General features: G+C 69.8%; 6 protein-coding genes and 1 pseudogene. 5 read left to right on the top strand and 2 right to left on the bottom strand.

The window, feature by feature from the left end:
• Nucleotides 1-376 (bottom strand): annotated as a pseudogene (locus tag ABD333_RS44570) (DNA-directed RNA polymerase subunit beta); the annotation flags it as partial.
• A gap of 368 nt (nt 377-744) precedes the next feature.
• Between ABD333_RS44570 and ABD333_RS44565 the strand changes: the two are divergent.
• The 5 genes from ABD333_RS44565 (at nt 745) to ABD333_RS44545 (ending at nt 5,605) form a co-directional block, all read left to right on the top strand.
• Entirely contained in the window at nt 745-1,776 is a 1,032-nt protein-coding gene (locus ABD333_RS44565; protein WP_344548971.1) for a polyprenyl synthetase family protein, read from the top strand.
• 268 nt (nt 1,777-2,044) lie between these two features.
• A complete protein-coding gene (locus tag ABD333_RS44560; RefSeq protein WP_344548969.1) occupies nt 2,045-2,887 on the top strand; it encodes a phosphatase PAP2 family protein in 843 nt (280 codons plus the stop codon).
• Nucleotides 2,888-2,913: 26 nt separating this feature from the next.
• Nucleotides 2,914-3,810: an SDR family NAD(P)-dependent oxidoreductase gene (locus tag ABD333_RS44555; protein ID WP_344548967.1), complete on the top strand. Its 897-nt coding sequence runs from the start codon at nt 2,914-2,916 to the stop codon at nt 3,808-3,810.
• Between the two features lie 21 nt (nt 3,811-3,831).
• Nucleotides 3,832-4,320, top strand: a complete 489-nt coding sequence (locus ABD333_RS44550; RefSeq protein WP_344548965.1) for a nitroreductase/quinone reductase family protein — start codon at nt 3,832-3,834, stop codon at nt 4,318-4,320.
• The gene (locus tag ABD333_RS44545; protein ID WP_344548963.1) at nt 4,310-5,605 is read left to right on the top strand and encodes a wax ester/triacylglycerol synthase domain-containing protein; all 1,296 of its coding nucleotides are present in this window, start codon (nt 4,310-4,312) and stop codon (nt 5,603-5,605) included. Before ABD333_RS44550 ends, ABD333_RS44545 begins: the two co-directional genes overlap by 11 nt.
• Here the strand turns inward: ABD333_RS44545 and ABD333_RS44540 are convergent.
• Nucleotides 5,594-6,907 carry an NAD(P)/FAD-dependent oxidoreductase gene (locus ABD333_RS44540; RefSeq protein ID WP_344548961.1) on the bottom strand — a complete coding sequence of 438 codons (1,314 nt, stop codon included), beginning with the start codon at nt 6,905-6,907 and terminating at the stop codon, nt 5,594-5,596. The two genes, ABD333_RS44545 and ABD333_RS44540, sit on opposite strands and share 12 nt — an antisense overlap.
• Between the last annotated feature and the right edge of the window lie 313 nt (nt 6,908-7,220).

The following is a 7,220-nucleotide window of genomic DNA, read 5'->3' as shown; positions in this document are numbered from 1 at the left end:
TGTTGTTGATGAACTCCGCCGTGACGAACATCGGGGCGGAGTAGGTCATGTCCTTGTCCTTGCACTCCTCCACGGAGTACTTGGGCGGCTCGAACCGGTGATCGCGGAACGACAGGGACATCGTCCCCGAGAAGTCCTCGATGGGACTGATCTCTTCAAAGATCTCTTCGAGACCCGACTGGACCGGGACGTCCCGGCGCCCGGCCTCACGGGCCGCCTCGACCCGGGCCTTGAATTTCTCGTTCCCGAGCAGCCAGTCGAAGGACTCGGTCTGCAGGGCGAGGAGGTCAGGAACCTCAAGGGGCTCCATGATGCGCGCGAAGGAGACGCGACGAGGACCAGCGGGTACGGCGGAGGCGTTGCGCAAGGCTGCCAAAAGTGGTCCTTCCGAGGGCTCGCGGGCGGACTGACGGCACACGCCAGACGACATCACAGCCGGTACGGAGGAGCGGGATGTCGAGGGCAGGCGTGGAAGGGCAGCATAAGTCAAAATGCAGACAGATGTCCACACCTATAAGAATCGTCAACCTCTATCCCGGCCTTAGGATTACATGCTCCCATGGAATTCGTCAAGTCACACCACCGACCCATTTATTGATGCAACTACTGTCTGTAACCGTCTTACTTCAGAGCGTATGGACTGCCGGTTCGAGGCCCTTGCACCCTGGAGGTGCCCATGGAACGCGATGGTTTGCCCGGCCGCATCCGCAGATCACCGCGGCGCTGGACAAGGAGAGCTGGTTCATGGTCACCCGGTCAGCGGTGTCACAGGCGAGACCATCGTCGCAGATCCTGTTCGGAGCTCGGGAGCGGGTCGAACCGCGGCGTCGGATGCTGGTGGGGACGCTGCCGGGACGTATCCGCCATGTCGTCGGCTACCACGCCGGCTGGTGGGATGCCGCCGGGCGTCCGACCGACGGGGCGGGCAAGGCGGTTCGGTCCGCGTTGACACTGGCGAGTGCCCGGGCGGTCATCGGTCGTGAGGATGCGCGAGGCGCGGTGAACGCCGCGGCGGCGGTCGAGCTGGCGCATGACGCCTCGTTGCTGCACGACGACGTGATGGACGGTGATCGTGTCCGTCGTCATCGCGCCGCCGCCTGGACGGTGTTCGGGGCGAGTGAGGCGATCCTCGCCGGTGACGTTCTGTTCGTGCTGGCCATGGAGGCCCTGGACAGCCGCGAGCTGGTCGACGTGTTGTCGGCGGCGGTGCTGGGAGTTTGCGCGGGCCAGTCCGCGGATCTGACGTTCGAGGCCCGGTCCGAGGTGTCCATGGACGACTGTCTGGCGATGGCCGAACGCAAGACCGCGGCACTGTTCGGGGCCGCCTGCCGGCTGGGTGCGCTGGCCGCCGGCGCCGGCACCGAGACGGCCGAACGGTACGGCACGTTCGGGCGGGAGGTGGGAATGGCGTTCCAGCTGACCGATGACGTGCTGGGCATCTGGGGCGATCGCGGGACCACGGGCAAGCCGGTCGGAGCCGACCTGGCCCGCCGGAAGAAGTCGTTGCCGGTCGTGGCCGCCCTGACCTCCGGCACGGAGGCGGGTGAGCGGCTCGCCCGGATCTACGGCGGCGGCGGCGAGCGGAAGCTGGACGCTCCGACCATCGCGCGCGCCGTACGTCTGATCGAGACGGCCGGTGGCCGCGACTGGGCGTTCGCGGAGACCCGCCGCCGCGTTCAGGCCGCGAGCGCCGCGCTCGACGAGGCGTCAGGACATCCCCAAGGGGTCGCTGACCTGCACGCCCTCGCGGCGCTGATCACTCGCAGAGACCACTGAACAGCCATGGCCGCCATCGATGATCAGACTGTGCCGCCTGCCGTGCACACCTGTGCGGGGCCGGAGCCGAACGTGCTCCGGCCACCGGCTCGGGCCCGCTCCACGTACGGAAACAGGCGGCACGCGAGCCCCGCGATCGCCGGGCCTTGCCGGGCGGAGCGCGACCGGCGTCGACAGGCTCGACCCGATCGCCGGAGGGCGACCGAGGTGCCGGCCGAGGACGAGCTCTCTCCAGGCGGCAGTCTGAGCCTGCCTGAGTGGAGCGGCAGTGATCGACGCCTGCCTGAGTGGAGCGGCGGTGATCGACGCGGCCCGTCGGCTGGTCACCGAGGTCTCTGCCGAGGCGCGGCCGACCGTCGCCCAGGACAGGATGGTGAGCTCGCGTGGTGAGGCCGGGCCTGAGGAGGCCGAACGGGGCCGCGGCGAGGCGGCGTACGACCGGCGGGTGGAGGCGCCTAACTGCGTCCCGAGTCTCCACCGCCGTTGGGTCGTCGCAGGTGAGGTCGACGACGTGAGCATCCGCTCCCGTCCATCGAGCCGGCGTGTCGCCGCGTGCGTCACCGAAGTGACGGCGCCGACCGTCCTGGCGGTGGCCCTCCTGCTGGTCATCGGTGCGCGCAGCACCCGGCCCGCATGGGAGGGCATGGCCTGGGCCGCGGCGGCGGCGCTGTTCTGCGCCGGGCTGCCCCGCCTGATCCTGGCATGGGGTGTGCGACGGCGGCTCTGGAACGACCGGCACGTACGGGTGCGCCGGCAACGCCTGAAGCCCCTCGCCGCCACCGCGCTCTGCGTGTTCACCGGACTGGCCCTGCTGGCGGGGGCCGAGGGGGCGCCGCGGCGCCTGGTCGCTCTGGTCGTCACCATGCAGCTCAGCGTCGTGGCGTTCCTGCTGCTCTCGCTGATCTGGAAGGTGTCCCTGCACACCAGCGTGGCCGCCGGCTCGACCGTCGTCCTCACCGCGTCCGTGGGCCCGGCCGGTCTGTGGTTCGCCGCCGTGGTCCCCCTGACCGCCTGGTCCCGCGTACGGCTGGGCGATCACACCCTCGCCCAGGCCATCGCCGGCACCGCGATCGGCGTCGTCCTCGCCACGCCCTACCTGCTCCTCACCTGACTCCTCCGACCACGAGGGAGCCGAACATGGCCGACCCTGCTCACACCGCCGCGATCACCGGCGGAGCCCGCGGCCTCGGGCGGGCCATCGCTCAGTCGTTCATCGCCCGCGGCCATACCGTCGTGATCGGCGACCTCGATCTGGCCGCGGCCGAAGAGACCGCCGGCAGACTCGGCCGCCGCTGCCATGCCGTCCCCCTCGACGTCACCGACCCTGCCTCGACCGACGCCTTCCTGCACGCGGCCCGCGCCCACATGGGCGACCTCGACGTTCTGGTCAACAACGCCGGGATCCTGCCGACCGGCCGGCTGACCGACCAGCGCGCGGACATGCTGCAGCGCGCCACCGCCGTCAATCTCACCGGCCCGATCTACGCCAGTCGCGCCGTCCTGCCCGGCCTGCTCCAGCGCGGCGGCGGGCACCTGATCACGGTGGCCAGCGCCACCGCCGTCAAGCCACTGGCCGGGCTCGCCGCCTACAGCGCTGCCAAGGCGGGGCTGCTGGCCTTCAACGAGGCGCTCCGCCGGGAACTGCGCCGCCATCACCGCGGTCACCCCACGCTCGGTGGCACGGTGCACGTCAGCACCGTCCTGCCGTACCTGTGCGCCACCCGCGCGGGCAGCGGTCTGCGCGCCCAGCCTGGCTTCTCACCGGTCGCCCCCGCCACGGTCGGCAACGCCGTCGCCGCCCTCGCCGATCGGCCCCGCGCCACCCTCTACCTACCGCGGCGGCTGCGCCTGCTCCCCTGGCTCGCCCACGTGCCGACCACGCTGCGTGACCTCCTGGACGACTGGATGCGCACCGACGAGATAACCCTGAACGCCGACCTTGACCAGCGGGCCGCCTACCTCGACGAACTCCACAGTCACCTGCCGGCGCCCGCGCGGCGGCAGGTCCCCTCACGGCACGATCGGGCCGGGTGAAGCGCCGTGGAGAAGTGCCGCATGCGACACCCGATGACCTCGATGCTGCGCGTCGTCGGCCACTACCAGTGGGCCAGCGCGATCAGCCGCAGCCTCGTCGGCCTCGACCGGCGCCTTCAGCGGGCCACCTCAGGACGCCTGGCGCTCTGGGGCCACACCCTCCAGCCACTGCTCCTGACGTCGACCGGGCACCGCACCGGACAGGCCCGCGTGACTCCGCTCGTCTATGTCGACGACGGCCAGGACCTCATCATCGTCGGCTCCAACTACGGCCGACCTCACCACCCCCACTGGAGCAGCAACCTGCTCGCCGCTCCCCTGGCCCGCGTCCAGATCCGCGGGCGGTCCATGCCCGTCCATGCCGAACTGGTCACCGACCCGGTCGAACGAGCCCGCCTGTGGAAGCTCATGGTCGGGCTATGGCCGGCCTATGACAGCTACGCACACCGCACCGAACGTACGATCCGCGTCTTCCGCCTTCGCCCGTTGCTGGAGAGTCATGCCTCGTAGCGGCCACAAGCACGAAGAACGTCGCCACGGTGCCGAGCGCATCCGGGTGAGCAGCCTCGAACGTGTCCTCCTGGAGGCGTCGTCGAAGGAGGCCGACCAGTCGGCGGTCAACATCGGCGGCCTCTTCCTGTTCGACGGCACCCCGCCCGTCCTGGAGGATCTGCGACGTCTCCTCACAGGCCAGGCGGGCCAGGCCCCGGTGCTCGGCTACAAGCTCTCGTCCGGCGCGACGCACTGGGAACGTGATCCGGCCTTCCAGGCCGGCCGGCATGTCCAAGAGCTCCAGGCGCGGCCGGGCACCGACGTGCTCGCGGCGGCCCAGCAGGCGGTGGCGCAACCGTTCGACCGCGGGCGGCCGATGTGGCGCCTGGTCCTCATTCACGGCTACAGCGCCACCGAGTACGCCCTGTGCTACTGCGCGCACCACGCCTACCAGGACGGCTTGGCGATAGAAGGCACGATCCAAGCGCTGTTCGGGGCCGGGACGCTGCCGGAACCGGCCGGGAACGAGCTGTCGGCAAAGGTCAGGCCCTGGAACTGGCCCGCGCCACGGAAGCTGGGGTTCCCCCTGGCTCCCACGTTCGACTGGTCGGTCACCAGGAGACCGCTCACCGGGCAGCGCAAGGTGCTGAGCTTCGATCTGGACCAGGCCGCGCTCCAGGACATCACCCGGGCCACCGGAGCCTCACGCAACCAGGTATGCCTGGCGACGCTCGCTGGAGCACTCAGCGACTGGACACCCGGCGATTGGGCCACACCGACCCGACGGGCTCGCCGAGGCCCGCACATCGGGATGCCCCTCAACCTCAGATCAGCCGAGAGCAGCGCCTGCCTCGGCAACCAGTTCGGGATGATGCGCCTGCCCCTGCCCTGTCACCGCCCCTGCCCAGTGGACCAGCTGACCGATGTCATGAGGCGCACCGGCGCAAGGCAGCTCCAGCGGCAGCGCGAGATCCATGCTTCGTTCCAGCGGCTGCCCGGGTTCGTGGTACGGCCCATGGCACGCCGTTCCACCCATCCCCGCTATCTCACGATGGGCGTCTCCACCGTGCGGACGGACCGGATCACGGTCGCGGGCACCGAGGTCCGCGCCATCTTCGCACTCCCGCCACTCCTCCCGGGACACCACATGATGATCGTTTTGTTCCAGTACGGAGATCAGGTGACACCGACCCTGATCTTCGACGGCGCGATCGGGGACGCTGATCGTCTTGAACGGCTGTGGCAGCGCTCTCTCATCCGTCTGCGTGACGCACTCGACACCAAGGGATCACTAGGCCGGTGACCGGACGTGGGAGGCGGTCGGGCGGGACGGGCCGGGGAAGAGCGCCCGACGAAGAAGCGCGGGCTTCAGCAGCGCATACGGGTGGTCGATGGCGTGGAGGACCCGGAGGTACGCCGTGGCGCATTCGGGGTGTTGGGCCGCCGCTGTGGCAAGGCGTCGCAGATAGGTGGTGGTGGCGTAGGTGAGTGGCGTCTGACGTCCGGGGAGGAAGATGAGGTCGTTGGTCGTCTGGAGCTTCCATCGGGTGTTGCAGGTCTGAGCGGCGGCGGCGAAGTACCGGCGTTCAAGGCACTCGGTCCCGGCATCGGCCCGCAGGCACCGGCGCAGCGCGTGCGCGTGCAAGGCGGCGGTGGTCATGCCTTGGGCGTAGAGGGGGTTGCTCACGCACACGGCGTCGCCGATAGCGATCATTCCGCGTGGCAAGGTGCGCAGACATTCGTAGCGGCGGCGAACCGTGTGAGGGAACCTGTGCCGCCTGATCTGGCCCACCCGCTGCGCGGTTCGGACGACCTGCATGTGCTCGGGTGCGAGCCGCTCGGCGTAGTCCAGGAACTCACCCAGGTCGGTGGGAGGGGCCGCTCCGTAGCTGGCCAAGGTGAGGATCCACTCGTCCCTGTCGATCCGAGCCAGCACCAGTCCGCATGGACGTGCGGAAGTCGGGGCGATGAGGACCATTTCGTCTCCGGCGAACGGGTCGGCCGGTAGGCGGAAGTGGCAGCTGGCGTAGACGACACTGAGCGCGAGCTTGTCCGTCCGCGGTGGCCGGTAGCCGTTGTCGGCCAGCCAGGTCGTGGCCCGGCCGGCCCGTCCCAGCGCATCGACCACCAGGTCTGCGGAGAGCCGTTGGTCGCGGCCCACCCTCGCGGCGATCACCCGGCCGTTGCTGATCACCGGTGCCACCGCGTCGGTCCCATCGAGCAGGCGCACGCCGGGAAGATCCAGCACGCGCCGCCGGAGCTGGTCCTCCAGCAGCGGTCGGCTGGCTGCCAGGTTGTCGTGCGGCATCGGCACCCTGTGCCAGGGCTGATCTTCAATGACCAGGTGCCCTTGCAACGACGGCTGGAAGGGCACCGCACCGGCGGTGATCAATTCTTCGATGATGCCCGGAAACAGGTCGGCGAGCAGCTGCTGCCCCCTGGTGAACAGCTGATGCGGATGCCGTCCCTGGGGCACGCCTTTGCGGGGTCCGCCGGACAGCACGTCGCGTTCGACCAAAGTGACCTGGTCGTATCGTTCGGTGAGAACACGAGCCGCCAGCAGGCCGGCCATGCCGGCACCGAACACCACAGCGCGCGACGTCATCGCGACTCCTGAGCTTGTGAACGGACGAGGACCCCGCGACCATCCGAGAATAGGTAGAGGCGAACCAGCACCACGCTGGACCAGCCCGACGCAGTTGGGTCACTCCCCGGCGCTCGCGCACTCACCTCGCCGAACGAGAGCACGAACCCACCAAGCCGCGTCCGTCATCGACGATCAGCGGTGGGACGGCCCGCAGGCATCCTCCGACGAGATCGCCGTGGCGCGCTGCGGCCTGCACCGCGGGCAAGGCTCGGCGCAGCTGAGTCCGACTCGGGCGGCTGCCGGGTGTGCTCGTTCATGCCGGCAGCAGGGT

The sequence above is a fragment of the Actinomadura fulvescens genome, assembly GCF_039533225.1.
GTDB classification, from domain to species: Bacteria; Actinomycetota; Actinomycetes; order Streptosporangiales; family Streptosporangiaceae; genus Spirillospora; species Spirillospora fulvescens.
The sequence above is the reverse complement of the archived record's forward strand: the minus strand, read 5'-3'. Positions and strand labels throughout refer to the sequence as shown.

Coding starts and splice junctions, on each gene's coding strand:
- ABD333_RS44565 (WP_344548971.1), top strand. CDS start 745: ATGGTCACCCGGTCAGCGGTGTCACAGGCGAGACCATCGTCGCAGATC.
- ABD333_RS44555 (WP_344548967.1), top strand. CDS start 2,914: ATGGCCGACCCTGCTCACACCGCCGCGATCACCGGCGGAGCCCGCGGC.
- ABD333_RS44550 (WP_344548965.1), top strand. CDS start 3,832: ATGCGACACCCGATGACCTCGATGCTGCGCGTCGTCGGCCACTACCAG.
- ABD333_RS44545 (WP_344548963.1), top strand. CDS start 4,310: ATGCCTCGTAGCGGCCACAAGCACGAAGAACGTCGCCACGGTGCCGAG.
- ABD333_RS44540 (WP_344548961.1), bottom strand. CDS start 6,907: ATGACGTCGCGCGCTGTGGTGTTCGGTGCCGGCATGGCCGGCCTGCTG.